The following is a 24,225-nucleotide window of genomic DNA, read 5'->3' as shown; positions in this document are numbered from 1 at the left end:
TGGCCCTGTCCGCAGGGCGACGCCCCGCGCCACTGATCGCCCTCTCGGGCACGGGGCCGTCTCAGCGTCGTCAGGCCGTCCTCACCGGTGACGGTCTGTCGAGGCACGGTGGTCACGTCCGGGCGCATGGTGCCGTCGCCGCCCGGCGTGGTTACCGCCCGGCCTCGGACAGCGACAGCCCGGTGTCCGCATCGAACAGGTGCGCGCGGTCCAGGTCGACAGTCACGGACAGCCGCTCGCCCGGCGTACCGGCGACGGTAGGTCGTGCCTTGACCTTGAGGATCGCCGTCCCCACTCGGACGTCGACCACCGTTCGGTCACCGAGCGGTTCGAGCCCGTAGAGTTCCCCCGACAACGACGCGTTCCCACGCTGCTCGACGGACAGATCCTCCGCGCGCAGGCCCAGCAGCAGCGCACGACCGTCCTCGGCAGTGGTCCAGCGGGGCCGTGGCAGCGTCCAGCCTCCCGCGCCGACCAGACGATCCCCCTCGGCGTGGCAGGGGAGCAGGCTGATCGGCGGGCTCCCGACGAACCCTGCGACCCACTTGTTGGCGGGACGCTCGTACACCTCGGTCGGCGTTCCGACCTGTTGCACCTTCCCCTCCTTGAGGACTGCGACCTGGTCGGCCATGGACAGGGCCTCGACCTGATCGTTCGTCACGTAGATGAAGGTTGCTCCGAGGCTCCGGTGAATGCGGGTCAGCTCGGTGCGCATCTCGACGCGGAGCTTGAGGTCGAGGTTCGTCAGCGGCTCGTCCATGAGGAACGCGCGCGGGCGACGGACCAGCGCCCGGGCCAGGGCGACACGCTGCATCTCGCCGCCCGACAACTGCGCGGGACGACGCTGCAGCAGACGTTCGATGTGCAGCAGGCTCGACATCTGCTCGACGGCAGCGGCGATCTCGCTCGAGGAACAGCGGCGTGCCCGCAGCGGCGAGGCGATGTTCTCGTACACCGTGTGTCGCGGGTAGAGGGCGTAGCTCTGGAAGACCATGGCCAGGTCGCGTGCGGCAGGGGCGTCACCTGTCGCGTCCCTGCCGTCCAGATGCACCGACCCAGCGTCGAGCTTTTCGAGGCCGGCGATCGCTCGCAGGGTCGTCGTCTTGCCTGCCCCGGAGGGCCCGAGCACGACGAAGAACGAGCCGTCCGGCACATCGAACGTCACCCCGTCCAGGGCCTGGACTTTTCCGAAGGACTTGCGCAGCCCTTGCACTGCCACGGTTCCCATCAGGCCACCAGCTCTTCCGTGCTCACGTCGTAGACCGCCGGGGTCCCGCCGGTGTGCCGCAGCCCGACCTGTGCGTCAGTGGCGAAGCGGACAGTCGGTGGCATCCGAACCCGTACGTCGCGCTGGCCGCTGTGGTCGACCACGTAGATGATTTCGTCGCCCAGCCACTCCGCCGAGACCACGCGGGCCGGGACCGAACGGTCCGCCCCGGGTGCGGTGACTTCCAGCGCCTCCGGCCGGACGCCCGCCACCAGGCGACGGTCACGCGGTACGCCCGGCGGTGGCGTGAGGACCAGTCCGCCCTGACCGCGCAGCTTCCCGTCGTCCACCTCCACATCGATCAGATTCATCGGCGGGGAGCCGATGAACGCGGCGCAGAAAAGACTCGCCGGACGGTCGTAGACCTCCAGCGGCGTGCCGATCTGCTCGACGCGACCCTTGTTGAGGATGGCGATCCGGTGACCGAGCGACATCGCCTCGACCTGGTCGTGGGTGACGTAGACCATCGTCGCTCCCAGTTCCCCCTGCAGGTGCTTGATCTCCGTGCGCATGTCCGCCCGCAGCTCCGCGTCCAGATTGGTGAGAGGTTCGTCCATGAGGAAGGCGCGCGGCCGTCGCACCAGGGCACGAGCGAGCGCGACGCGCTGCTGCTCCCCGCCGGACAGCTGGCGCGGTCGCCGGTTCAGCAGCGGTCCGAGCCGCATCAGCCGGGCGGCCTCGTCGACCCGCTTGTGCACCTCCGACTTGGGCAGTCCCTCGGCCCGCAGTGGGAACGCCAGGTTGTCGCGGGTCCTCAAGTGCGGATAGAGCGCGTAGAACTGGAACACCATGGCGATGTCGCGCTCGGCGGGCGGCAGGTCGTTTACCAGCGTGTCGCCGATGCGGATGTCGCCCGTCGTCTGCCTCTCCAGACCGGCTATGGCCCGCAACGTCGTCGTCTTGCCGCAACCCGAAGGGCCGAGCATCACGAACAGCTCGCCGTCGTCGATGGACAGGTCCACGCGATCAACCGCGACCGTCCCGTCGGGGTAGCGCTTGTGCAGGGCGGTTACCTCGATGCCCGCCATCAGCGTCGCACCGCCCCGAGCGTCACGCCGGCGACGAGGTGCTTGCGCACCAGGTACGCGAAGACGAGCACTGGTAGGGCGAACACCACGGAGGCTGCGGCCACGAGACCCCAGTCCACTGTGGTGCCACCGATGAGGCCGGCGATGGCGGGTGGGGCCGTCCGGACGTTGTCGCTGGAGGTGAGGAAGATGGCGAACACGAACTCGTTCCACGAGAAGATGAGTGCGAAGACCGCTGTCGCGGCGATGCCGGGTAGGAGCAGGGGAAGGGTGTATTTCCAGAACGCCTGCAAGCGGGTGTAGCCGTCGAGCATGGCGGCGTCCTCGTACTCGGCTGGCACCTCGTCGACGAATCCCTTCATCATCCAGATCGTGAACGGGACGTTGAACGCGGTGTAGATGAGGATCAGGCCGATCTTGCTGTCGATGAGTCCGACCTGGCGGTACATGAGGAAGATCGGGACCACGACCACCACGGGCGGCATGAAGCGGGTGGACAGGATGAAGAACAGTTGGTCCTTCTTGGCCTTCACAGCGAAGCGCGAGTAGGCCCAGGCCGCCGGAACCCCAAGCACCGTGGCCAGCACCGTGGAGACCCCGGCGACCACGACGGAGTTGAGGAACGCGACGGACAGGGCCGAGCGACCGCCGCCGGGGGCGACGAACACATCCTTGAAGTGGTCCATGGTGACCGTGAAGCCGAAGAACTTGGCCGGGATGGCGTAGACGTCCCGGTTCTCCTTGATGGATGTCTCGATCATCCAGAGCACCGGAAAGAGCATCACGACGGCCAGGACGATCAGCAGCAGGATCTCCAGCGCGGAGCGGCCTCGGCCGCCACTGCGGCGCGCGGGCCGCGTGCGATCCGGGGTAGGACCCGTGGACACGGTCTCGTCGACGGAGACGGCCATCAGTCCTCCTTGAGCTTGTTCAGGTAGCGCAGGTAGAACTGCGTGAGGACGATGACGACGAGGACCATGAGAATCCCGTACGCCGAAGCGGTTCCGGTGTTGAAGCCCAGGAACGCGACCTTGTAGACGTGGAACGACAACGTCTCGGTGGAGACACCCGGGCCGCCGCTGGTGAGGATGTAGACAAGGTCGAACAGCCGGAACGCTTCGATGGCCCGGAACATCACGGCGATGAGCAGCAACGGCCACACCAGCGGAAGAGTGATGGTGCGGAACTTGAACCACTCGGACGCCCGGTCGATCGAGGCGGCCTCGTACAGGTACTTCGGCACCGCGGTGAGGCCCGCGAGTGCGATGAGCATGATGAACGGCGTCCACTGCCAGGTGTCGACCACGATCAGTGAGAGCAACGCCGTTCGCTGCCGGGTGAGCCACTCCACCTGCCCTAGGCCGAGCGAGCCGAGCATGCTGTTGACCACGCCGAACTGCGCGTCGAGCATGAACTTCCAGAACAGCCCGACCACGACCGGTGACAGCATCATCGGCACCAGGAACAGGGTGGTCAGCGCTCCTCGTCCGCGCGTACGCCGTGAGATCAGGTAGGCGATGCCGAAACCGAGCACGGTCTGAAGCCCGACCGCGCCGATCACGTAGATCAACGTCGTGAGGGCCCGCTGGTGGACCTGCGCCGACGTCAGGATGGCCGTGTAGTTCCCGAATCCGACGAAGTTGGCGGGCCCACCGCGGGTGGCCGAGTAGTCGGTGAAGGACAGGTACAACGCCCACAGCAACGGGAACACCGACATGCCGAGCAACAGCAGCAGCGCGGGGGAGATGAAGGCCACGGCGAGCCCTCGGTCGGTCAACCGGCGGGACCGGCCCGGTGCAGGCGGCGTCGTGGACGCCACCTGCCCGGGCTGGTCGGTCGTCAGAGGGACGTCGCTCACAGTCCGCCGCCGCCCTTGCGGCCGCTGGAGTCGAGCACGCCCTGCTGTTCCTTGGCGATGTCGTTCAGCGCCGCCTTCGGGTCCTTCGCGCCGTTGAGCGCCGCGTTCACGTTGGTGTTCTCGATGTCGACAAGGCGTGCGTACTCAGGCACGTTCCACATGTCCCGCATCCGCGGAACCGAGTCGGCGTACACCTGGTTGAACGGCCCGGCGTTGAGGAACTCAGGCGACTGCAGGGCGTCCGTACGCGACGGCACCCCACCGGCCGCGGCCCACTTCTTCTGGACATCGGCCCGCTGGAACCACTTCATGAAGTTCAGGGCCTCCGCCTGGTTCGCCTTCGCCGAGTAGGCCGACACGTGCATTCCCATGCCGCCGAGAGGGACCAGGTTCGTCTTCTGGCTCGGGAGGGTGGCGAAACCCAGCTTGTCGAGAATCTGCTCACGAGAAGTGCCGAGCGTCGACTGCTTCGGATCGAGCAGGCCGCCGCTCGCGGCGATCCAGTTGAACGCGATGCAGGCCTTGCCCTGGGCGACCGCCGCGTTCACCTCGTCGATGAACCAGTTGCCGGAGCCCTTGGCGGTCAGCGGCTTCATCTTGTTGACCAGGACGTCCATGGCCTCGTGGCCGGCGGCGTCGTTGAGGACGCCATCGATCTTGCGCGTCTTGGCGTCCCAGAGGTTGCCGCCGTAGACGCCGTTGACCGTGTTGTAGGTGACGGCCGCCGCGTCGGAGCCGTTGGCCTGGTGGAAGGCCAGCCCGCTGACGCCGGGGTTGTCCGCCTGACACTTCGCGGCCACGGAGATCATCTCGTCCCAGGTCTGCGGCGGCTTGTCGCCGATCAGATCCTTGCGGTAGATCATCGTCCAGGTGTCGCCGAGCAGCGGCAGCCCGTACAGGCTTGCGTTCTCGTCACGCTTACCGGTCTCCGCCTGCGGGAACTGGCCGTAGGCCGCCAGGAGGTACGGGTTGTAGGCGTTGACGTCGATGTTGCCCTTGACGTAGTCGGTGAGGTCGAGGATGTTGCCGTTCGTCACGGCCTCACCGATGTGCTGCGAGTCCAGGATCGCGATGTCGAAGTCGGTCTTGCGCGCGGCGAACTGGGTGAACATCGCGTCGTGCCAGTTCGCGTTCGGCACGGTGTTGACCTTGATGGTCGCGTTCGGGCGCTCCTTCTTGTACTCCGCGTTCGCGAAGTCTTCCAGGGCGTGGGCGGGCGGCCAGTCGAACCAGATGAAGCTGAGGGTCAGCGGGTCGGTGGTGAGTTCCGGGATCGTCGCGGGCGCCTTGGGGGCGCTGGTCTTGCCGCCGTCGTCCTCGCCACCGCCGCACGCCGCCACGGTCGTGGCCAGCAGCAGCATGGCCGCCGCCGCCAACTGCACCTTTCGCCGGGGAGTAGCCGATCGTCCTAATCGCTTCGGGTATCGCATATCCTGGCCTGCTTTCTGGATGGGGACTTCTAGGCCTCGCTATGTGCTTCGCCGAGCAGTTGCTGGGTTGCCAAGGCGTGTTGCCGGGCGGTCGCGAGGGCCGACCTGCGGCCCGGCGTCACGAGTACGCCGCGATGTGGAGGAGGATCATCCGCCACTTTTCCTATACGATCCGGTTGGGGGCGTCAGCATGCCGCAGCGTCGTGACTGATGTCAATAGGCTCCCGAAGGCGCACGAGAGGACCTCAGGTCACGATGGACGACGAAGCGATGATCACGCGGGGCCGTAGGGCCGCGACGGACGGAATGCCGTCGGGAAGAGCTCGCGGCCGGCTTGCTGACGAGGTGTACGACACGCTGCTCGAACAGCTGATGTCGCTACGGATCGAGCCTGACTCTCGCGTCACGATCGACGTCCTGGCGCGAGAGTTGGGGGTCTCGCAGACGCCGATCCGAGACGCTCTGAACCGCATGGAGGCCGAGGGCCTGGTCGTGCGTGTGCCGCATGCCGGCTACCGGATTCCGCCCCAGATCACCCGTCACCGGTTCGAGGACATGATCGAGGTCCGCCTGCTCCTCGAGCCGGCAGCGGCGCGCAGATCCGCCGAACGCGCATCCTCGGAGCAGGTGGCCGATCTGCGACGAATGCTGGAGGAGATGGCGGAGTTGGAGGGGGGCAAGGGGCCCATGGCCTACGGCGCCTTCGGGTTGCGCGACGCCGCTCTCCACGATCTCGTCGCCCTGAGCGCGGAGAACCAGGTCATCCGTGAAGCGCTCGCTCGCCTGCACAGCCACGTGCACCTCTTCCGGCTACACCGCGACGCCCAGGTCACTCACTTGGCGATGGCCGAGCACGAGGAAGTGGTGGCCGCGATCGCCGCGCGCGACCCCGACGGCGCCGCCTACGCGATGCGACGGCACATCTTGCGTTCCGGTGAGCGTTTCCGACGATTGTTCGACGAGGTCAAGGACGCGGACGCGATGGCGGTAGAGGCTTGACGGTGGAGATGGGCCGGGGAATGCTTGCTCAACCGGATCGGATCGGATTGGATCTACCTCACCCACCACCAGATGCGAGGAGAAGCAGGTGCCCAGAGCGCTGCTCCTGACCGGCGACGCCGCCGAGGAACTCGACACCATGTATCCCTACTACCGCGTGCAGGAGGGCGGCTGGGACGTCGACGTCTCGTCCCGGACGATGCGTGACGTGCAACTGGTCATCCACGAGTTCGACCCCAACTCCGACGCCTACGTGGAGAAGAACGGTCGGAAGCTGCCTGTCGACGTGCCCTGGGCCGAGGTCGACGTCGAGCGCTATGACGCCCTCATCATTCCCGGGGGCCGTGCCCCCGAGTGGATCCGGGTCGACGCCGATGTCAGGCGCATCACCGAGCACTTCTTCGCCCGCAACCTCCCCATCGCGCTGGTGTGCCACGGCGCGCAGGTCCCTGCGGTGTACGGGCTGCTGAAGGGCCGAAAGACGGCGTGCTTCCCGCCCATCACCGGTGACATGGAGAACGCGGGCGCGACGGTCATCGACGCTCCCGACGTCGTGGACGGCAACCTCGTCTCCTGCCGGGGGTGGCCCGACATGCCGCAATTCGGCCGGGCCATGATGGAGCTCTTCTCGAAGTCCGTCGGCTCCGCCCCGGCATGAGCGCACCTGGCCTGCCCCGGTGACGGCACTTCGGACCGTCACAGTCGACGGGTCTCCCGTACACGTCCTGGAGAGCGGCACCGGGCCCTCGGTGCTGATGCTGCACGGCTCCGGACCCGGCACGACCGGGTCCGGCGCCTGGGCAACGACGGCGCAGGCGCTGGGTACGTCCCTGCACGTGGTGGCTCCTGACCAGGCGGGGTTCGGCCGTACACCTGTCCCGGAGGGCTCCAAGGGCGGGCTCCGGCTGTGGACGGAGCAGGCCGCGGGCCTGATGGATGCTCTCGGTATCGAGCACTACGCCGTGGTGGGTCACTCCATGGGCGGTGCCGTGGCGCTGGCGTTGGCGGCCGCGCGCCCCCAGCAGGTCACCCGTGTCGTGGCGGTCTCGACGATGGGCGCCCCCGGGGCACCGCTGTCCGCCGAGCTCGACGCGATCTGGGCCGCCCCCGCCGGCCCGCTCGGGGCACGGGACATGCTGAGTCGCCTCGTCCTCGACCAGGCGCTCGTGACCGATTCGGCCGTCGATGCCCGTGCGGCTGCGATGCGCGCGGGGGAGGCCGCATTCGCGTCGTTGTTCCCTCCACCCAGGGCACGATGGGCCAACGAACTCACACTCTCGGCGCAGACGCTGGCAACGATCCGCGCGCCCGTGCTGCTCGTCCACGGCGCCCAGGACCGGGTCACCCCGCTCGAGACGGCAGCCCAGCCCCTGCTCGAACACCTGGCCGACGTCCGTCTGCACGCGCTCGGTCGATGCGGGCACGTGCCGGCGATCGAGCACCCACACGAGTTCAGGCAACTGCTGTCGTGCTTCCTCCGCCCGGACCGAGGTCGCTAACTGCTGCGGCAGGTCCGCAGCACGCAGAATCCAACGTCCTCCCCGAGACCCGAGCTGTGCGGACTTGTAGGGGCAACGGGCCTACTGGCCTTCGCTCGGATGGCGGTCGATGGCGTCGGCTAGTGCCCGGAGGTGCCTCGCTCCCGCTAGAGCATCGCCGAGAACGTACGTAGCGAACTTCGGGTCGTCGGCCGCGTCGACCAACCGCAGGGCGCCGACGTGCAGGCCTGACATGACATCGATCGCATTAACGACCTCTTCAACGCTAGGGCGGAGTTCCGTTCTGCGCCCGTCCCGGGAAATGTCTCGGGCGGAAATCGCCTCGCCCGCCTCGCTCTCCTCCTCGACAAGCTTGGTGAGGAGGAACGACACGATGTCCAGCTCCCGCCGGCGATTTGCGATCAGGTCGTCGAGATCCGAGAGCCCGTTCGGAACGAGGAACAACTGTCCTATCTCGTACGGCCGGAGCCCCAAGGCGATCGAGGCCTCCGCCAGCGTTCCCAACCGGTCGGCGTCCAGCAGCACCCACTTCTTCTGCGACGCCATGTTCTTAATGGTGTCGCCGCTGAAACCGGGGCCAACGATCGCGGTGAAACTGGCATGATGGCGCCCTTTGTGGGTCTCGATCGCGACATCGCTGACGTCGGTGTGGGTGATATGGCCAGACGATCGCGCCTTCGCTTCGATGATCGCCGTCGAGTGTGAGCCGTCGGCGTTGCGCCACCGGACAAGGATGTCCGTGTCGCCGGATCCGCCGATCTCCCGGGCCTCGAAGCCCATAGCGAGAAAGGCGTCACAGACGACTCTCTCGAAAGCCCGACCGGCGCCCTCGCTTCCGGTCAGAGGTTCTCTGGAGAAGCGGATCAGGTCCTGCTTCACCTGAAGCGGCTGGGGTCCTCCCGGTGCCGACGGAGCGTCCTGGGTATGAGCTGAACGCTCCTCCGGAGGATTAGGCGTGTCAGCCAAGGGCAACTCCGCCAAAAGCGCAGTTCCCCGTGGCGTGGCCCGGAGACTCCCGTAGCGCGGCTCCTCAATCAGCCCCGTGTTGAGCAGAAAGCTGGCAATCCATCGGCACTTTTCGGTATTTAGACCAAATTTGGCAGCTTCGGAGTACAAGGTGCTCCGGGTGACATCGCTTTCGACCGCATGGATCATTTCGCCGACGAACCGCATGTTCGCGTGCAGGATTCGCACGAAGTTTAGATCTTCGCCCGACTCGACCCAGGCTCTCGCCGCTGGCGTGGCCTCGAAAACCCCTCGACCGACCTCGACGAGAAGCCCTGACGCCCGCAGAAACGGCAGCATCGACTCCACGCTGCTGCTCCTCAGGTCGAACGTCTCGCTGATGAACGAGAAGAGCTCTTTCCGCTCGATCCTTCCCAGAGCCGCATTCATGACGGTTCTGAGATTCTCAACCTTGTTGGGATTCGACGGCGGACTCGGAACCCAGATGTTGTATGTGTTGCGCGACTCGTGCGTGCGGGCCGATGTCGAAAATTCCTCCAGAAGAGCAGCAATCTCGGCCGGAGCCTCAGGAAGTTCGACCACGCTCACAGGTGCTTCGTCGAAAGCATCCGGTTCCACCAGCACACGACTCGCAAGCACAGTCCGTCCAGCCTGCGTGATGCCCCACCGCCGGTTGCCGACTGCCTCGATCAGGTCGAGGACCTCCTGCCAGTCCATCCGGATGCGAGTGTTCCCCTTACTCTTCCAGGACTGCTTGTAACGCGCTCGAATACGCTCATCAACCTCGTCGACGGTGAGCGGCTCCGCCACGATCAGCGACAGGACCTCTGCGAACAACCTGATGCGATCGGCCAAGATCGCGGCGAGACGGGCAGGTGTCGGATCGGAGTGGAGCTGCAGCCCCGTCGCGGTCAGGCGAAGCTCGTCGGCGGTGTTTTCGACGAGTTGGAGCCCGCGAAGGAAGCCGTAGTAGTCACGCCATGTCGCGGGCTCCAACTTGGGGGCTGCGCCACCTTGGCGTCGTTCGAAGCTCTCAATGTCGAACGACAACCTAGGCCTTGTGTCGAGGCCGACAGCGTGGCCCTCGCCAACCTGCTTGACGAGCTCAAGGACTAGCGGGAGCCACACCGCCTTACCACCGAGCAGACCCGGGATCGCGCTAGCCTGCTTGCGCCAGAGCGCCCTTTGTTCGGCGAGATCCTGGGACCGGTCGGACGTATCACCTTGCGTCATGGACGCCAATCCTAGAGACACTCAAAGAAATACTCAATGCCATCAAGGGCGGCGTCAACCCGGCTAGGGAGCAGTGTGAGTCCCCACCCGCGACGTCCTGCACGTAGCGCCAGGCGGTAGTGACGCCGATCTCGAAGCCGGCCGCGAGTCGGGCGTAAGTGTCGCCGTTGCGCAGATGGGCCAGAGCCAGCAGCGCCTGCCGGCCCGGGATCGAGGCGCCGCCACCGGGAACGACGCTACTTGCGGTGGCCGCGGATGCATTCGGCGAGGTGGTTCAGGGTGCGGCTGGACAACGGGATCGTGCGGGGTACTACAGCGTGGCGAGGCTCCCGGTCGGGGCTTCGAGTCTTGGTCGACAGCTGTCCTACCTGGAGCCTCGCACCCATCGATCACTGGGCCTGCCACACCCGCCATGAGCTGCAAGGTCAGGTTGGAAAAGGCTCCTTGTTGAGATCACCTCAATAAACGGGCGAATCGCGGCGATTGACAGAGTCGACGACGACATGCACCATGAGAGTAACCATTCAGGACCGGAGAGGGAGGAGCATGGTCACCCCTACCCAATTCGGCTCCGGTGACTGCACGGCGCTCCGATCATTGCTATTCCAGTTTACGCGCATCAGGCCGCGGTCCCGGGCCGATCTGGTCTTTCAAGTCAGCAACGCATTCGCAGGTTCACGGTTCAGAATCGTCGATTCTCACAACACCCCGTCGGTGGTGCTTCTGGTCGACGACGAGCCGTTTCGCATGGCCCTCAAAGCGGAGTTCGAGCCCACGACGTCGAGCACGAAGGAACTGCGATGGCATTCCGTAATATCAGAGGCATTGGTTGACCAGATCCGCCCGCTCTTCCTGGTGCGCGGGCCCCGGTTCACGGTATTCGCCACCGACTATCTGAGGGACTGCCAAGATCTTGACAGTCTCGTGCTTGCCGGAGCAGTCGACGGACCCGGTGCGACAGTCCTGATCGAGAAGGCGCTGCAGGTCAACGACGTCGCCTACGCTTCCTCAACGACCGAGATGAGCGCCGCTGCCGCCGACCGGTTGTACGTGGGGCGCTACGAGGCACGCAAGTCTTCCCGCGACGTCCCTCATTGGCTCAGGTCCTTGTACAGTGCCCCGCGCATCGTGATCAACGACAAACCACATCTCGGCCCCGACGCCGGCCTCACGACCCTTCGTCGACAGAACGTGCTGTGGAGGGATCTGGTGCCGACAACTGCCGGGCTGTCACACGGCGACCTTCACTGCGGGAACATTCTCAGCAACGGCACTCACGCACACCCTATAGACCCCAGAGGATCTGAAGAAATTCCCATTGAATACGACCTTGGGAAGGTGTTCCAGTCAATCCGCGGCGGCTACGGATCGATCATGCACGGCGAGTACGCCGTAGCAAGCGAGGGATATCGCCGGTATGAGCTCCGGATACACCAGCCGAAGGCCTACCAGAGCGCCCTGAGGCAGCTTGACTCCCGGATTTCGGAGGGCACTCACCTGCGTGTGCGACTTGCCGAGGCAGTCCACTTCCTATCGATGGCAGGACACCACAGCAGGATTCCCGACGAAGCTCTGGCCCTGTTTCTTCGGGGCGTGCAACTACTCGACGAACTACTAGAACGAATGGGGTTACGATCCCGTGCCTAGAGCCCGAGCCAGGATGTCCGACCGACGGCGGCGGATCATGTTCTCCTTCTGGGACGGTGGACGTTGTCATCTGACACGCGTGCTGGCGGTCGCCCAGGCGGCAACGCAACGTGGCCACGAGGTGGCGTTCATCTCCTCAGCGACATACGCTCCCGAGCTGAGGGGCTACGGCCTGAAGGTCTACGAGATCGACAATCGCCCCCCGTTCAAGCAGCCGCAGCACCGCATGCCTTTGTACAACCACGCTTACCGACACGCTCAACGCCTGCGAGCACTAGGCTTCCACGACGTTCCATGGCTATTGCGAATCACTCAGGAAGAAATTAGTGCTATCGATGACTTTCGTCCATGGGTGCTGGTCAACGACTACCGGGACACGATTTGGACCGCGGCGCAGGTGCGCTCCGTCCCAGTTGTGGGGATCACCCACTCAACGGGCAATGTCGACGGGTACACGTTGGGCTGGTGGCTGCCTCCGGCCCCTGGCACGGCTCTGGCAGACTGCCGGGACAGTTTCAACGACGTACGAATTCATCATGGCCTCGATCCAGTCGACGACGAGCGTGAGATGTTCAGCGGAGACGTGAGCGTCATTCCCAGCGTGCCTGAGATAGATCCCCTGGCCGCGCCTTCGGATCGCTCGAGCTACGTCGGGCTTCTGTCTGGCTGGCAGCGCGGCCGGGCCCCTGGTCCCGCCATTCCGCAAGGGGCACAGTACACGATCTACAGCTACATAGGAGCAGGCCGAAGACCCGAATACGGTTACCGTGAATGGCTCAAGTCGCTGGTCGCGAGCAACCCCGAGTTCTCGTGGCGCGTGGTGGATGATCCGGCCCACTATGAAGAGGAGACGTTCAAGGCCGCGCGTCACTCCGGTCGTCTTCTTGTGGAACGCCACCTGCCGGCGGCAACCATGATCGCAACAAGTGATTTAGTGGTGACACACGGCGGCCATGGCACGGTCACCCTGGCGATTGCCCTAGGCAAGCCGGTGTTGTGTGTCGGCCCCTATCAGACCTGCTGCTCCACGACGGCCACGATGGTGAGCCGCGCGGGAGCTGGTCTGATACTGAACCACTCCGACGGTCCGCTCCAAGCAATGGACGCACCTGAGCTTGGACCACAGGTCCGCAGATTCGGGTACTGGGATACCGACCTCGACGCCCGGGTCCTTGGTGGATCCATCGAGCGCTTGCGAAATTCTCCGTCGTTCGCCGAGCGCGCCTCGGGGTTGGCCGCTAGGTTCAGCGAACTACCAGGTCCTGCCGCAGTCATCGACATCGCCTGCTCGACGCGGGCGTGACTCACTGCCGAGGCTGCGGCTGGGGCACGGTCACGAGTGCCGGGGCAGCGCAGAGCGACATCCGAAGAAGCTGGAACGGGCTCGATCCCTCGATGTCGCAGAAGGGAGCCCCTCTGCCGGGGAAGGACTCCAGCGACAGTTCGAGCGCGGGCTCGCCCAGCGCCATGCGCACGGTGCGAAGCTCACACTGCGCGTGCGACGTGGCCGAGTGTTGGTGAAGCCTCAGCGCGGTGTCCTGTTCCGTTGCCAAAGCGGGCACACCGGCCAGCGATCGACAGACGTCGGTTATGCGGACCTCCGTGTGCAGCGGCAGGGTGTGCAGTTCGGGGTCGCTCGCATGCAATGACCGCCGCATCGAAATCGCCTTGTCAAGAAGCAACACCGCCGCCGAGGTTCGATTCGTCGCGGTGAGAAGAATCCCCAGGTTAACCGTCGCCTTCACCATGTCAGCGACGTAGCGCTCGTTGGTGTGCGCCAGCCCTTCAAGCAGTTCAACCGAGTTCTCAGCGTGCGCGAGTGCCTCGTCAGTTGATCCGGATAGGGCGCAGAGCGTGGCGAGGTTGCCCTTGACCCGGGCGACATCGGACGTGAACCGTTGGCTGTAGCGCCCGGCAAGCCGCTCATAGCTGGTCAGAGCCTCGCGAGCCGCCGCCGTGCCGAGTTCGACCCTGCCGAGCCGCCGATACTGAATGCCCAGGTTGTCCAAGCTCGCGGCCAGCCCCTGCTCATAGCGATTCGGCACTGCGGCGGCCAACTCTCTCCTGCGTTCCACCGCTTCCAGCGTCAAGGGCAATGCTTCGGCATGCAGACATTGTTCGGACAGCATCGCAGCCAGGTTCGACAACCCGCGTACCAGGTCGGGCACGGCCAGTTCGTCGTGCTCCGCGGCCAAGTGCCGATAGAGCTGGACCGACTCCTGCGCGACTTCGGTAGCCGCAACAACCTCGTACGCCACAAGTAACTGGTACGCGTAGTTGTGTAGACTCCGGGCGAGTTCGGGGAGGTAGGCCTGGCCTCTGCCGGCGTAGAGCGTCCGGTACATCTCGACCGCGCGCGCGGCCGGTTCGAGCGCCTCGCGTTGACGCCCCTGCGCGGCGAGGTAGGACGCCATGTTGCTCGTGCTTGCTGCGAGCTCGGTCAAGTAGCGGCCGGCATGGCGGTGGTTGAGGGACCCGTACAGGCTGACGGCCTCTCGGGAGGTCTCGTATGCGCCGGCAACGTCACCGACAGCTGACAGTCGATGTCCGAGGTTGCCGACGTTCGCTGCGAGAATTTGCTCCGACCGAGTCGAATCAGACGGTGTGAGTTCCCTAGCGGCGGCCACTGCCGTGCGTGTGTACTGGAGTGACTCAGCGAGGCGTCCAGCCGAGGCGAGGCGAGATGCGAGAGTTCCGACCACGACCGCCCGCTCCTGATTCTCGCGGGTGCCACGCTCCAGCGCGGGCAGCGCGACCTCGGCCACCGTAACCGACAGCGAAATGAGTGCGACGCTCTCTTCGGGGAGATCCCAGACTTGGTCGAGACATGCGTCTTGAACTCCCTGAAGTCCGGCGCAGGCCCTGAGGGCACTTTCAACGGCCAACACGAGAGCGCGACTCGATGGTTCGCGAACCACGTGCAGAAGCTCGCGGAGGTGTCCTGCGAGGCACGATCCCAGAGCTTCGAGTACCCGCTTGCGGCCGCTGTTCAGCGCCAGTCGTTCCAGAAACCTGGCGAGCAGGTCGGTGTCCTCCGGGGCCACGGCGAGGAACAGATTCTCGACTAGATCAGCCAGGTCGGGCGTGCGGTCTAGCAGCTCTTCCACCAGCAGATCAGTCTTGAGCGGATCCACAGCTTCACCCGGCGACAGGTCGCCAAGCCACCTGCGGACTCGGTTGCGATGTCTACCGGGCAGCGCCGAGCCGATGACGACGTCAGTGACCGCTCCGACGAACGCTCCTGACGGTTTCACGAGGGACATCGCGGCAATCAGGCGAAGCGCTTCCTGGCGGTCGAGATCGACACCGCGGGTCGACAACAGAGAGAGCCAGATCCGTTCTTCACGATCAAGAAGCGCACGTAGCGTGTCGGCGGCAGGGTCATCCGTCGAGTCGTCGTCCATGTCTTCTCCCTGGAGCTTCAAGAGCGCTGCCGCGTGGAGTACCAGAGGTGTTCCCTCCACCTGGGCCTCCTCGACCTTGATCGATTGCATCGGCAAGTTGAGGTGGCGGCGGAACACATCGTATGCATGCGCCACGTGCGACGCGCCCGCTGTCGCAGAGACGTCGCCTTCCAGGTTAATGTGAAGATCCGTCAGGTATTTCGACAGGCCGTTCGTCCCAAGCCGAAGTTCGTCCTGCCACAGGGTCGGCTTTCGCGCGACCATCAGCAGACGCACGGGAGGCCCGTTCTGCCGAAAAGCCATCCGGTTGACGATGGAGATGACGCAGTCGACAGCTCGTTCCGCGTAATCGAAGATTACGATGGTGGGTGCCTGCGGAACGAACTCCTCCCAGTCCACCGCTGAAGTCGTCGCGGCCGGTCCCGCACTCCAGCCCTGCGATCTCATGCGGCTACACAGTTCGCGGCCTAGGCGCGACTTCCCCGTCCCGCTTTCACCGGCGATGGAGCAAATACTCAATAATGATGGTGACAGGCACCATTTCTTCAGGTCGCGGAGTCGGTTGGCTTCGTCGATGAATGGGACCACTCCGAATTCGGCACTCAGGAGCCAGGGCGCCGGCCAACGGGGTGGGAATTCGGAGTAGGGCTCCAGCAGCAGACGCCCGGGCTCGCGGGCTTCTGGCGCACCGCTTCGGGTGCGCCGCAACCAGGACAGGAGCGGCCGGCGCCTGTCGCGTGGTTCGGGAGTCCCAGCCCATGTGGCTCGATGGTCGGTGATGAGCACCTGGGTGAGCTGAAGGAACCGCGGGCCGGGCATCGCTTCGCGGACCACCTTTTCGTACTGAGTTCCGAGAAGGCCGAAACGCGGCTTTCCGGCGACCAGGATCGGCAGTATCGTCTTGCCAAGGCGCTGCGCATACTGGAGCTCCTCGTCGACCCAGCGCGAGTTCTGGGCGGCAGGGGAGTCGACAAGCATGAGCGCCGATGCGTCCTCGATCCTCGATGCCAGCATTCGCCGCCACTGCGCTCCGATCGAGATGTGCTCGTCATACCACGTCGGAACGGCATTGTCCTCGAGGAACTGAACGAGTCGGCGCAAATAATCGATGTCTTCACGGCTGTAGCTGATGAACACGTAGGCATCGCCTCTGTCGGCCATGTCAGCTCGTCCTCCGTGCCGATAGCGCGTCGTCGTCGCAGGCCCCACTATCATGCCGTGCAGACGCAAGGTAGGCATTGGGCTATACAGACTGCGGTCATCACCAGGGTCATTGCGTTGTCGGGTAGCTGCTGGTCACGGCGGTGATCAGGTCGTGTGAGCGGCGGTTGGCTTGGCGGGTGGCGCGGGCGATGTTGGTCGCGCCGGTGGTGCGGTGCCAGCCGATCGCGGTGTTACGTAGTGTTGCGATGACGGCGGGTCCGTTGCCTGTCCGGGCCTGGTGGAGGTCTTCACGGAACGTCACGTCGCGTACGTGGTGGGGCCGGTTCTCGATGTGCCAGTGCCGGCGGATCCAGGTCTGCAGGTCACGGGGCAGAGCCTGGCCTGCGGGTAGTGACGCGGTCAGGTAGGTGGTCTCGCGGCTGGTCCTTCCAGTGACGATGCGGGTGCGGGTGATCCTCACGGCTTGCTGGGCGTGCGGGAAGGCGATGCCGCCGGGCGTGGCGACGGTGACGGCTTTGACGGTGCGGGTCTCGCGGCGGCCGTGGCCGCGGTTGCGGGTCCGGTCACCGACCGGGATCTGTGCCCAGGGCAGCTGTTTGAGCTGTTTGAACAGGGTCGGTTGGTTGGCCTTCACCTGGACGAGCAGGTGCGCCCGGCGGGTGGTGACCTCGTCGGCGTGCCCGGTCTGGGTGTGCAGGGCATCGGCGATGAACAGCACCCCGGCCAGAGAACCGAGCACCTGTTCGACGGCGTTGAGCAGCGGCGCGAACGCAGGGATCTCATTGCTCTTGGCGTCCACGGTGACCTGGGCGAGCACGATCCCGGTGGTGGTGTCCAGCGCGGACAGTAGATGCACCTGGCGGCCGTCACCTCTTCGGGCGCCGCGCAGTGTCTTGCCGTCGATGGCGATCACCGTGCGGTACCGCCTCTGCCTGCTCACCGCGACGGGAGTGCGGGTGCGCAGCCAGCCGGCCAGGACGGTGCCGAGCAGCGTGTCGTCGATGCGCGTCAGGAGCCGCCAGACAGTGCTGCCGACCGGCACTCCTGCGGTGAACCCGAGCCGTTCCTGAGCTTGTTCGTCCAGGTCGTGCAGCCAATCCGTGATCGCGGCGAACGACGACGCCCCGGCCATGACGGCACAGACCGCCACCGCCAGCAGCGCGGTCAGCGGGTAACGCACGCCCCGTGGATCGCGTGGATCAGGAACCGCAGCGAGCGCCTGCAGCAGCCCGCCGTGCTCACCATCGGTGACCGGCGCGGCGTCGGCGGTGGAGGTGGGTGTTGCTACGGCCAGTGCAGGGATGAGAGATGATGCCATCGGCGGGTGGGGTCTTCCTCGGAGTCGTGAAGCGTCGCAACTCCATGATCACCGATGCGGCCTCACCCGCTTCTTACGCCTCAACAGAGGCCGAACTCGTCTCGAAATCCCTGTTCAACGGCCCGCCGGCCGACTACGCAATCGCCCTGCGGTCATCACGGCTGTCGCCGTCGCGGGCGGCCACCGATGAGACGTCCTTACAGAGTGCATCGCGTAACGTGTTCCCATGCGGCAGACCCACGCTCGACTGGCGGACGGCCGTGAGATCATCTACTTCGACGAGTCGTCGAATTACGCCCGAGTGTCCAGTGACGTCCGTGTGCTACCCGCGCGCGCAACCCCCGGCCATACCCGCGTCGACCCGCTGACGGGCGAGGTGGTCATCATGGCGCCGCACCGCCGCCATCGGGGCGTTCGCCCTGGGACCGAGCAGTGCCCCCTCTGTCCGTCGACGCCCTTTCGCCTCACTGAGGTGCCGGAGTCCGACTACGAAGTTGTCGTGTTCGAAAACCGGTTCGCTTCACTGGGCACGCGTTGCGAGGTGGTGTCTTATTCACCTTCACATACCGAGTCTTTCGGAACGCTCACGAGTCGTCGCGCACGCTTGGTCGTCAACGTCCTGGCGGATCGGACGGATGCGCTTGCTGCCATGCCAGGGGTCGAGCAGGTCTTCTGCTTCGAGGACCGTGGTGCCGAGATCGGGGTGACCCTGGATCACCCACACGGACAGATCTACGCCTACCCCTTCATTCCGGGCCGGAGCCAGCTCATGCTCGACACCGCTCGACGCTACGCCGAAACCACTGGTCGCCCTCTACTCGGTGATCTGGTCAGGACGGAACGCGAGCGCGGGGAGCTTCTGGTGGCTGCCGGGCAGCACTGGACAGCCTTCGTCCCACCAGCCGCTAGATGGCCGTTCGAGATACTGCTCGTCCCCCATCGACAGGTCCCGGATCTGCGATCCCTGACGGATCCGGAATTGGATGAATTCTGCGCAATGTATCAGAATGTTCTACATCGCCTTGATCGCATTTTCGGCATCGCGATGCCGTATGTGTCGGCCTGGCATCAAGCGCCTGTACGGGCGCTCCGAGAATACGGCTACCTTCACCTGCAACTGATCAGCATTCGAAGCGGTGCCGAACGCCTGAAATATCTCGGCGGCTCGGAGCTGGCGATGGGCGCGTTCGTGAACGAGGTGCTCCCTGCTGAGGCAGCAAGCATGCTTCGACATGCCGGACCGGGACATCAACGGACTACGGACCACGGTTCATCGGCCTCGCGCTCGCCAACTCAACCCTCGTGATCACGGTCGCGGCTGACTCAGAGCGTTATTCAGGTAGCGGCTGTCGATGGCTGTGGCATGACGGGGCGGGATGAAGTGAGCCATTTTCATCCTGGGTAGCGGTTGGTTCGACCTGGTGCAGGACGAGGATGGTTTGGACGATCGCGGTGGCTCGGCGTGGGCAGCAGCGCAGCTTGGCCAGGATTTTCCAGGTCTTGAGTGTGGCGATCGCTCGTTCTCCGCGGGCTCGGATCTTCGCGTGGGTCCGGTTCACTGCCTTTTGCCTGGGTGAGAGCTTCGGCCGGAAGCGGCGCCGTTTGAACGGGGTGCGCACGCTGCCGTGGGCGCCCTGGTAGCCCTTGTCGGCGAAGGTCATCACGTCTGCGCTGGTCAGGGCATCGATGATGCCGTGACTGCGGGCGGCGGTCAGGTCGTGTGTCGAACCGGGCAGTGCCGGTGATGCCCACACGAGCCGGCCGGCGGCGTCCGCGATGACCTGCACGTTCACGCCGTGGCGTTTGTGCTTGCCGCTGTAGTAGGGCTTCTGCTCGGCGACCCGGTCGATCGGGATCAGCGTGCCGTCCAGGATCGCGTACGCCAGCAGCCGGATGCGTCGCATCGCGGTGTCCAGGTCGTCGGCTGCCGAACTGAGCAGCGCTATCGCCTCCTGGACGTAGCGCCAGGCGGTGGCGACGCCGATCTCGAACCCGGCAGCGAGTTGGGTGTAGGTGTCGCCGTTACGCAGATGGGCGAGAGCGAGCAGCGCCTGCCGGCCGGGTTCGAGGCGCCGCCACCGGGATCGGCGCTGCTTACGGTGGCCGCGGATGCGTTCGGCCAGGTGGTTCAGGGTGCGGCTGGACAACGGAATCGTGGCGGGGTAGGACAGCATGGCGAGGCTCCCGGTCGGGGCTTCGAGTCTTGGTCGACAGCTGTCCTACCTGGAGCCTCGCACCCATCGATCACCGGGCCCGCCGCACCCGCCCCGAGCTGCAAGATCAGCTTGGAAAAGGCTCAGGGATCACCGTCGGGTCGGGCCCCACCAAGGCAGGATCGGTGTCCGGGAATCCGGGTCAAGCTCAAGGCGGAGCTGTACCGAGAACTCGGACTGCGCCTCACATGAGGTTCGGTGGGTGCGGTCACGGATGAGCAGTTGATCGCGATGCTGGTCGATCGGGCTCGTGGTGACGGGTTGAAGCTGACCGGTGAGGGTAGGCCAGCCTCGGCCCTTCGTTAAGGGCAGTCCCCTCGCCGGACTCGTCGTCAACCAACACCCCGCCACACCCCGCGACCAGTACGACCGGCTCCGCGCCATCCTCCACAACGCAGCCCGCATCGGCCTCGCCGTGCAGAACCGGACCGGCTACCCCGACGTCGCTCAATACCTCATCGGAGAAGTTTTCTGGGTCGGTCGCCACCAACCGGCACGCACAGCGAAACGCGCCACGCTGCTAGCCCAAGCTCTCGCGGCACCCTAGACTGACACGGCACGGCAACTTCGCCGGATCCCGGCAAGGACGCATCGAACCGACCCAAGCACGGCCTGAGCAGGGCTTACGCCTGTTCTGCTGATCTTCAGCAAGCGAGCACAGCAACGCGCGTGCGCGACCCGCTAACGCGAAAGCAGAATAGGAACCCGCAGGTAGCGGGCCTATGGGTACAGATAGAGCATCGTCTTAGGAAACCGATGCTCTATCCCCTGAGCTACGGGGGCGCGAGGGCCTAGTCTCGCGACCTGGGGGTTCACCTGGGGTGGCAGGGAGTGGCCCACGTTCACCCACGTTCCCCGGACCGCCGTTCTCCCAGCCCAGGACCACACCCGGAGCACACGAACCCCCGTTTACGACCGGCGGTTGGCCGCGGTGACCCGCGTTGGCACCGGTTCACCCAGGTTGGTATCCGCTGGAGAGCACACACCGCGCACATCATCGAAGATCACGTGAGGCTGCCCGCTCCCCGGCTGGGCGCCGCCTCCCACGGGAGATCCGGCTAGGTCGCCATCAGCCGCGCGGCGGCTGGTCGTCGTTGTCGCGGGTCAGGTCCGTCGGGTCGAGGAAGTCGACGTCGACGTCGCCCACGGATGACGGGTCGAAGCCGCTTCGTTCGTCAGCGGATCACCGCGCTCGGCTGGCTCATGGGGTGACGAGGTCGTCTATGCCGTAGTGGCTCCACCAGGTAGGCCGGTGTCTGCGGAGTGTGCCCCCGACGCGGGTCAGCAGGAGCCAGTTGCCGTTCTGGACCAGCGCCGCGTCCTCCTGCCGGGCGGCCAACACCCGGGCCACGGCCTTCATCATGTTCGGGATCCCCTTGTCGACCAGGTCGTCTGCCCGCATGGAGAAGTCGATGTCGACGTACGTCTCCGGCTCCCACTCCCAGCGGGCACCGTCGTCGGCCTCGGCATCGAAATAGCCCTGGCTGCCTGAGGAAACGGTCAGCGCGTACCCGCGGGTGTCGTAGAGGCGGGCACTGAGCAGCCGTGCATTGGTGCCGCTCGGCCTAGGCTTCTCGGCGGGTTCGGCTGCCACGAGATCAGCCACGTGGTCTAGGGGCAGGTCACCGGAGAGGGTCAACCTGAACTCGACAGCCATCTCTGCGCCTCTCCTCAGTCTCGACGGACGATCTGCACGATCGCGCCGCTAGGCGTTACCGCGACGAGTTCTTTCAGCCTCTCGACGGGCCAGGTGTCGAACTGTGTCCGCAGGGCCGCGAGGTCTCCGTGCCAGTCGTGCAGGTTCAGCACCACGCGTTGGGTCTGCTCCTTGTCGACCTTGGCGCGGACCTCGCTCCAGACGCCCCGTACCGGCTTGCCGAGAGTGGGCGAATAGCAGTCGAATACGTGACCCTCGATCAGGTAGTCCGGGTCTTTGTTCGGGTTGCCGGAGTCGCCGGTGCAGAGCCGGGCGTCGGCGATCTCCTGCCTGGTGGGGTTCTGGTGGACCCGGTAGCTCTTGCTGGCGACTATATCGGCGCATTCGTTCTCGAGCTCCAACGGACGCCGCCCTTCGTCGTCCAACCGGGGCGGAATTCTGGTTCTCGGACCGGTCGGCGTCCCGCCCGGGACACCGGTTGGCTGTCTGGTCCAGGGCGTGCCGTGGTCATGGTCAGCTGATGGGGTGTCGCCGGCGGCATGAGGTGTCGGCGGCGGGCCACCGTGCTGGGAAGGGGTGGGGCTGGCCGGTGGGTGACCGCCAGCCCCTGTCAGTTTCCCGACGAGCCCAACTGCCGGGCCTGCGCGATCGCCGCTTCGATGGCCTGCCGGGTCTCGCCGGTGCGCGCAACGACCAGCACCAGGGCCTGCTTGATGCCGTCCAGGGCCTGCAGCAGCGGCCCGGGCTGCCCGCCCTGCAGGACCATGGCGACGAGTTGCTGCGCCTCACCGACTCCGGTGATGGCCCCGGTCGCCGCGTCACGGGCGGCGTCCACGGCGCTCTGCACGGGCGCCAGCCCGGCGATCGTCTCCTGCGGGGTGGCTCCGTTCGGCACCGCCGCGGCGGCCTTCGTCGCCTCACCGATCGAACCGGCAAGACTTCCCAGGCCGCCGTGGATGCCCGTGATCGCGTTACGCACTCGCGCCACACCCGCCGCCACGGCGACGAAGCCCGCGCTGGCAGCCCGCAACGCCACCTCCTGTGCCTGCCTGTCAGCAGCGGCTGCCAACCCCTGCGCACGTTCGACCCCGGTCATCGACGCGCGGAGCTCACTGGTGATCTTCTCGATCTGCGACACGTGGCCGGCATCCCCAATCGATGAAAGCGAAAGTGCTCGACAGCTGAAACTACCGGGCTACTCGCGAGGCCACTAGACACCGGCGAGGCGGTCGGTACCGCAGACAGACCCGCTAACTTTCGGTCATCTCTGCATCTGCGAACAGATGCCGGGTGTCGTTGTGGCTGGTCAAGGTCCATCGCCAACCAGCGGAGGGCAGGGTCCAGGAGAGCGGTTGCTGTACCCAGGTCGTGATGCTCGCGTGGTACGCCGCGACAGCCGCAGTGGCCCGACCGGCGATGGGCACGGCCAGGAAGTGGTGGAAGGCGGCATCGATGGTTTCGCCGTGGCCGACGACGAGGACGCGCTCACCTAAATGCCGGGTCGTGATCTCGCCGATGGCGACGCTGGACCGATGCAGGTAGTCCCGCCAGGTTTCGCCGCCGGCTGCGAGCGGACGGTCCGCATCGAGGGCAGGGATGTCCCCGTACTCAGCGACGACGTCGGTCCACGACCGGCCGTCGGCGCTGCCGTAGTCCTGCTCGGTGAGGTCGACGACGGTCTCAGCGTCCAAGCTGAGGTACGCCCCGATGATCGCGGCGCTTTCCTGGGCTCGGCGCAGCGGCGGCGCTCGTGGTGCTCTTGACCGAGTCGTTGGGCTAGTAGTGCTTTGTTAGGTCTTTGTGGCGTGTCGCTTGTATTAGCGTTGTGGCGATGTTTGGCTGCGGTGCGTGGATGAGCGGGATCTCGTGCGGGTGCGGGCCCAACTGGAGGACTTCGCGGCCGGGGTCTTCGCGGGGTTGCGGCGTTCGGACCAGCGGGCGACCGGTCTGCGGTATCTGCGTGGGCTGATGCTGGACGGTCGGCGTAAGTCGATGCAGCCGATGGCCGAACGGCTCGGGGTCGATCACCAGCAGTTGCAGCAGTTCTTGACCTCCTCCACTTGGGACGTCGCCGGTGTGCGTCGGCGGCTGGCCACGGCCGCGGTCGACCTGGTGACACCTCAGGTGTGGGTGGTGGACGACACCGGATTTCCCAAGGGCGGCAAAGCCTCGGCGTGTGTGGCCCGGCAGTACTCCGGCACCCTCGGCAAGGTCGCCAACTGCCAGATCGCGGTCAGCGTCCACGCGGCGACCGACACGGCGTCGGCGGTGCTGAACTGGCGACTGTTCGTGCCGGAGTCCTGGGACGACACCTGCGTCCCCGGCCCGGACGGCAAGCCCGCGAACGCGCACGCTCGCAGGCTGCGCCAGCAGCCGGTCACCCTCGATCAGGCCGGGGCGAAGAAACCACACTCGCGTGTGCGGCTGCCGCCCGCCGAGCAGATCGAGCAGATCCGCCGGCGGCGAGCGGCGTCGAAGGTCCCCGACACCGAGCGGTATCGGCCAAAGTGGCTGATGGCCCTGGAGATGCTCGACGATCCGG

At 65.8% G+C, this 24,225-nt stretch carries 18 protein-coding genes and 3 pseudogenes; 7 read left to right on the top strand and 14 right to left on the bottom strand.

What is annotated here, in order from left to right; genetic code table 11:
- Positions 1-151: 151 nt before the first annotated feature.
- From ABZ808_RS08265 to ABZ808_RS08245, 5 genes are read right to left on the bottom strand one after another with little or no spacing between them, the layout of a single operon-like run.
- Positions 152-1,228: an ABC transporter ATP-binding protein gene (locus tag ABZ808_RS08265; protein ID WP_357002523.1), complete on the bottom strand. Its 1,077-nt coding sequence runs from the start codon at positions 1,226-1,228 to the stop codon at positions 152-154.
- Positions 1,228-2,295, bottom strand: coding sequence for an ABC transporter ATP-binding protein (locus ABZ808_RS08260; protein WP_357002521.1), 1,068 nt, complete (start codon positions 2,293-2,295; stop codon positions 1,228-1,230). The genes ABZ808_RS08265 and ABZ808_RS08260 overlap by 1 nt, the downstream gene beginning before the upstream one ends.
- Positions 2,295-3,206 (bottom strand): carbohydrate ABC transporter permease, encoded by a 912-nt coding sequence (locus tag ABZ808_RS08255; RefSeq protein WP_357002519.1) that lies wholly within the window; start codon positions 3,204-3,206, stop codon positions 2,295-2,297. Before ABZ808_RS08255 ends, ABZ808_RS08260 begins: the two co-directional genes overlap by 1 nt.
- Positions 3,206-4,153, bottom strand: a complete 948-nt coding sequence (locus ABZ808_RS08250) for a sugar ABC transporter permease (protein WP_357002517.1) — start codon at positions 4,151-4,153, stop codon at positions 3,206-3,208. Before ABZ808_RS08250 ends, ABZ808_RS08255 begins: the two co-directional genes overlap by 1 nt.
- Positions 4,150-5,535: an extracellular solute-binding protein gene (locus ABZ808_RS08245; protein ID WP_357002515.1), complete on the bottom strand. Its 1,386-nt coding sequence runs from the start codon at positions 5,533-5,535 to the stop codon at positions 4,150-4,152. Before ABZ808_RS08245 ends, ABZ808_RS08250 begins: the two co-directional genes overlap by 4 nt.
- Before the next feature lie 303 nt (positions 5,536-5,838).
- Between ABZ808_RS08245 and ABZ808_RS08240 the strand changes: the two genes are divergently transcribed.
- The 3 genes from ABZ808_RS08240 (at position 5,839) to ABZ808_RS08230 (ending at position 8,081) form a co-directional block, all read left to right on the top strand.
- Positions 5,839-6,582, top strand: a complete 744-nt coding sequence (locus tag ABZ808_RS08240) for a GntR family transcriptional regulator (RefSeq protein ID WP_357002513.1) — start codon at positions 5,839-5,841, stop codon at positions 6,580-6,582.
- An 88-nt stretch (positions 6,583-6,670) separates the two neighbouring features.
- Entirely contained in the window at positions 6,671-7,240 is a 570-nt protein-coding gene (locus ABZ808_RS08235; RefSeq protein WP_357002511.1) for a DJ-1/PfpI family protein, read from the top strand.
- A 97-nt stretch (positions 7,241-7,337) separates the two neighbouring features.
- Positions 7,338-8,081 (top strand): alpha/beta hydrolase, encoded by a 744-nt coding sequence (locus ABZ808_RS08230; RefSeq protein WP_357002830.1) that lies wholly within the window; start codon positions 7,338-7,340, stop codon positions 8,079-8,081.
- 81 nt (positions 8,082-8,162) lie between these two features.
- On the opposite strand, the gene ABZ808_RS08225 is transcribed toward ABZ808_RS08230, so the two are convergent.
- Positions 8,163-10,280: a restriction endonuclease gene (locus ABZ808_RS08225; protein WP_357002509.1), complete on the bottom strand. Its 2,118-nt coding sequence runs from the start codon at positions 10,278-10,280 to the stop codon at positions 8,163-8,165.
- A gap of 94 nt (positions 10,281-10,374) precedes the next feature.
- Positions 10,375-10,639, bottom strand: a pseudogene (locus ABZ808_RS08220) (transposase family protein); the annotation flags it as partial.
- A 187-nt stretch (positions 10,640-10,826) separates the two neighbouring features.
- Here ABZ808_RS08220 and ABZ808_RS08215 point away from each other — a divergent pair.
- Together ABZ808_RS08215 and ABZ808_RS08210 are read left to right on the top strand one after the other, a co-directional pair.
- Positions 10,827-11,927, top strand: coding sequence for a hypothetical protein (locus ABZ808_RS08215; protein WP_357002507.1), 1,101 nt, complete (start codon positions 10,827-10,829; stop codon positions 11,925-11,927).
- 37 nt (positions 11,928-11,964) lie between these two features.
- Entirely contained in the window at positions 11,965-13,230 is a 1,266-nt protein-coding gene (locus ABZ808_RS08210) for a hypothetical protein (RefSeq protein WP_357002505.1), read from the top strand.
- Between the two features lies 1 nt (position 13,231).
- Here the strand turns inward: ABZ808_RS08210 and ABZ808_RS08205 are convergent, their stop codons facing one another.
- A complete protein-coding gene (locus tag ABZ808_RS08205; RefSeq protein WP_357002503.1) occupies positions 13,232-16,492 on the bottom strand; it encodes a toll/interleukin-1 receptor domain-containing protein in 3,261 nt (1,086 codons plus the stop codon).
- Between the two features lie 109 nt (positions 16,493-16,601).
- The gene (locus tag ABZ808_RS08200) at positions 16,602-17,813 is read right to left on the bottom strand and encodes an ISAs1 family transposase (protein WP_357002501.1); all 1,212 of its coding nucleotides are present in this window, start codon (positions 17,811-17,813) and stop codon (positions 16,602-16,604) included.
- Positions 17,814-18,039: 226 nt separating this feature from the next.
- Here ABZ808_RS08200 and galT point away from each other — a divergent pair, with 226 nt between their 5' ends.
- Positions 18,040-19,119: a galactose-1-phosphate uridylyltransferase gene (galT, locus tag ABZ808_RS08195; RefSeq protein ID WP_357002499.1), complete on the top strand. Its 1,080-nt coding sequence runs from the start codon at positions 18,040-18,042 to the stop codon at positions 19,117-19,119.
- Positions 19,120-19,225: 106 nt separating this feature from the next.
- On the opposite strand, the pseudogene ABZ808_RS08190 reads toward galT, so the two are convergent.
- The 5 genes and pseudogenes from ABZ808_RS08190 to ABZ808_RS08170 all read right to left on the bottom strand — a co-directional run.
- A pseudogene (locus ABZ808_RS08190) lies at positions 19,226-19,987 on the bottom strand (transposase family protein); the annotation flags it as partial.
- Positions 19,988-21,227: 1,240 nt separating this feature from the next.
- Complete coding sequence (locus ABZ808_RS08185) at positions 21,228-21,683, bottom strand: SitI3 family protein (protein ID WP_357002497.1); 456 nt, start codon at positions 21,681-21,683, stop codon at positions 21,228-21,230.
- Between the two features lie 14 nt (positions 21,684-21,697).
- On the bottom strand, positions 21,698-22,108 hold the full coding sequence (locus tag ABZ808_RS08180; RefSeq protein WP_357002495.1) for a hypothetical protein: 411 nt from the start codon (positions 22,106-22,108) through the stop codon (positions 21,698-21,700).
- A gap of 185 nt (positions 22,109-22,293) precedes the next feature.
- Complete coding sequence (locus ABZ808_RS08175) at positions 22,294-22,821, bottom strand: DUF6244 family protein (RefSeq protein ID WP_357002493.1); 528 nt, start codon at positions 22,819-22,821, stop codon at positions 22,294-22,296.
- 112 nt (positions 22,822-22,933) lie between these two features.
- The gene (locus tag ABZ808_RS08170) at positions 22,934-23,422 is read right to left on the bottom strand and encodes a histidine phosphatase family protein (RefSeq protein WP_357002828.1); all 489 of its coding nucleotides are present in this window, start codon (positions 23,420-23,422) and stop codon (positions 22,934-22,936) included.
- 109 nt (positions 23,423-23,531) lie between these two features.
- Between ABZ808_RS08170 and ABZ808_RS08165 the strand changes: the two are divergent.
- A pseudogene (locus ABZ808_RS08165) lies at positions 23,532-24,221 on the top strand (transposase); the annotation flags it as partial.
- Between the last annotated feature and the right edge of the window lie 4 nt (positions 24,222-24,225).

This window comes from Micromonospora sp. NPDC047527, from assembly GCF_040643015.1.
Lineage (GTDB): Bacteria > Actinomycetota > Actinomycetes > Mycobacteriales > Micromonosporaceae > Micromonospora.
Note: the sequence above shows the minus strand (reverse complement) of the source record. Positions and strands in the feature narration are given on the sequence as shown.

Excerpts from the sequence above, each read along its gene's own strand:
- ABZ808_RS08265 (WP_357002523.1), bottom strand. The coding sequence starts at position 1,228 with ATGGGAACCGTGGCAGTGCAAGGGCTGCGCAAGTCCTTCGGAAAAGTC.
- ABZ808_RS08260 (WP_357002521.1), bottom strand. The coding sequence starts at position 2,295 with ATGGCGGGCATCGAGGTAACCGCCCTGCACAAGCGCTACCCCGACGGG.
- ABZ808_RS08255 (WP_357002519.1), bottom strand. The coding sequence starts at position 3,206 with ATGGCCGTCTCCGTCGACGAGACCGTGTCCACGGGTCCTACCCCGGAT.
- ABZ808_RS08240 (WP_357002513.1), top strand. The coding sequence starts at position 5,839 with ATGGACGACGAAGCGATGATCACGCGGGGCCGTAGGGCCGCGACGGAC.
- ABZ808_RS08230 (WP_357002830.1), top strand. The coding sequence starts at position 7,338 with ATGCTGCACGGCTCCGGACCCGGCACGACCGGGTCCGGCGCCTGGGCA.
- ABZ808_RS08225 (WP_357002509.1), bottom strand. The coding sequence starts at position 10,280 with ATGACGCAAGGTGATACGTCCGACCGGTCCCAGGATCTCGCCGAACAA.
- ABZ808_RS08215 (WP_357002507.1), top strand. The coding sequence starts at position 10,827 with ATGGTCACCCCTACCCAATTCGGCTCCGGTGACTGCACGGCGCTCCGA.
- ABZ808_RS08210 (WP_357002505.1), top strand. The coding sequence starts at position 11,965 with ATGTTCTCCTTCTGGGACGGTGGACGTTGTCATCTGACACGCGTGCTG.
- ABZ808_RS08205 (WP_357002503.1), bottom strand. The coding sequence starts at position 16,492 with ATGGCCGACAGAGGCGATGCCTACGTGTTCATCAGCTACAGCCGTGAA.
- ABZ808_RS08200 (WP_357002501.1), bottom strand. The coding sequence starts at position 17,813 with ATGGCATCATCTCTCATCCCTGCACTGGCCGTAGCAACACCCACCTCC.
- galT (WP_357002499.1), top strand. The coding sequence starts at position 18,040 with ATGCGGCAGACCCACGCTCGACTGGCGGACGGCCGTGAGATCATCTAC.
- ABZ808_RS08185 (WP_357002497.1), bottom strand. The coding sequence starts at position 21,683 with ATGGCTGTCGAGTTCAGGTTGACCCTCTCCGGTGACCTGCCCCTAGAC.